This is a genomic window from Bartonella sp. AP57NXGY, from assembly GCF_042195805.1.
Lineage (GTDB): Bacteria > Pseudomonadota > Alphaproteobacteria > Rhizobiales > Rhizobiaceae > Bartonella.
The window spans coordinates 1-1,732 of the sequence record NZ_JBHIOZ010000243.1 but is presented as its reverse complement, the minus strand read 5'-3'; the positions used below and the strand labels follow the sequence as shown (position 1 = coordinate 1,732).

Sequence of the window (1,732 nt, the reverse complement as noted above, 5' to 3'; positions counted from 1 at the left end):
AACAATCTGCCAATAAAGAATGCTATTGCAGTTACGATAATACAAAATTATACTTCTGTTCTCATTCTATATTTTTCGAATTATCACACATTATTCCCCCCTTCACTGTTATAACAATGAAAGGAGAAAAATAAAACACAATATGGCATTTATCTTTCACAAATCTTATATAAGCCACAAAATTGTTGCGCGACCTTCTATAAAAGGTCAGGCAATAAAATCATACTCTAAAAACCACTCAACATACCACTTTTTGATATTATAAAGCCATAAAATGCAATTATCATCTCCGCAAAAAATATCTCAGAAAAACAAAATCCCTCCTGCAACAATTAGGATACTCTCTCAAATATTACCAAAGTACTATTTGCCAAAGAATTTGGATGCCTTATTTTTTTATACACCATCTGCTCCTCATGAGTATCGAAGTGATGATGATGAAGTCAAGATTAAGAAACGACTAGATACAATCAATGTAGAATGCAATAAACCGCTTGAAGTCCTTGGTCCCCTGCTTGGTGATTTTTTGGACAGCGAGTTTCATAAGTTAGTCGGATTCATATTTCAAGACATACCAGAAGACCAAATGCTACAAGAGCTTAAAGAAGATCAACGTAAAATTTTAGAAACGTTAAAGAAAGATGGATTAGAATATCAGCGTGGAGGATATATTATCAAGAATGAGGTGACCTTCACACAAGAATTGCAAAAAGCTGGTCTCCTCTCGATGGAAGAGCTACAAAAACGTATTGCAGAGAAAGAACTTTCAGCAGTAGAAATCGAAATAAATAGAGCATTAGAAAATATAGAAAAAGATCCAAGGGAGGCAGTTCTATTTGCAGCAAATCTGTTGGAAGCCTCTTGCAAAGCTTATCTCGACCACCATTCTATCCCATATGCAGAAAACGCCCGTAATAATCTGCCCGCTTTATGGGAAGAAGTCGTTAAGAAAGCTAAGATCCATCCCGAAGATATGAAGCAAGAAAACTTAAAAAATCAAGATCTAGATGAAAATGACTTAAAAATGATCGCATCCGGTCTGTATCAAATTGTGCGCGGTACTATAAAGTTAAGAAACAAGAAAGGTGCAGCGCACGGCCGCTCAGAAAAGGATTTTGAACTAATCAATCTCAAGCCTCGCCATGCGCGTTTAACTTTTAATGCCGCCCATTCCCTCTCAATTTATATTTTAGAGCTCATGGATCAGCCATAATAAAAACCATATCACGACTACCAGCATTTTCTTGTGCCATTTTTAATGCTTTTTAGGCATTAAAGGGGAGTGGCTGCTTCTACCCTACAAAACCAAATATTTCTATAGCATGACAGAATGAGTAATCACACCACCCTATAGTTCTCCTTTTCCCCGCGTTTCTAGGCTCCGCTTCTAAAGTCAGTGGCAATTTCTGTAAATGCAAAAGCCGCCCTTAAGGATGGCGAATGAGGATGGTGCAAAAGTATTGCCTTGATTATTTTTTTAAGAACAAACTAGCTGGTGTACTATTTTTGGAAAGCTCTCGTGCAGAAATATTATGATGGAGAAGCTAGTCATTATGATAAAAACACAAGTCTTAACTCCGTAAAGAGAGAAAATCTGAGCTTAGATTTAATTCCTACAAAGCCTTTATGCGCGTAAATTACGTACCTATACGTTCTTCCCCTACCCTACTTAATTTTATAATAAGACAGCTCCTTATAAAAAACAGCACTATTCTTACATACCATAGCCATT

At 36.5% G+C, this 1,732-nt stretch carries 1 protein-coding gene; it reads left to right on the top strand.

Annotated elements, in window-relative coordinates; translation table 11 throughout:
- The first annotated feature begins 274 nt into the window (after positions 1-274).
- Positions 275-1,213 carry an abortive infection family protein gene (locus ACFIL8_RS09885; RefSeq protein ID WP_375689629.1) on the top strand — a complete coding sequence of 313 codons (939 nt, stop codon included), beginning with the start codon at positions 275-277 and terminating at the stop codon, positions 1,211-1,213.
- The last annotated feature ends 519 nt before the right edge of the window (positions 1,214-1,732 follow it).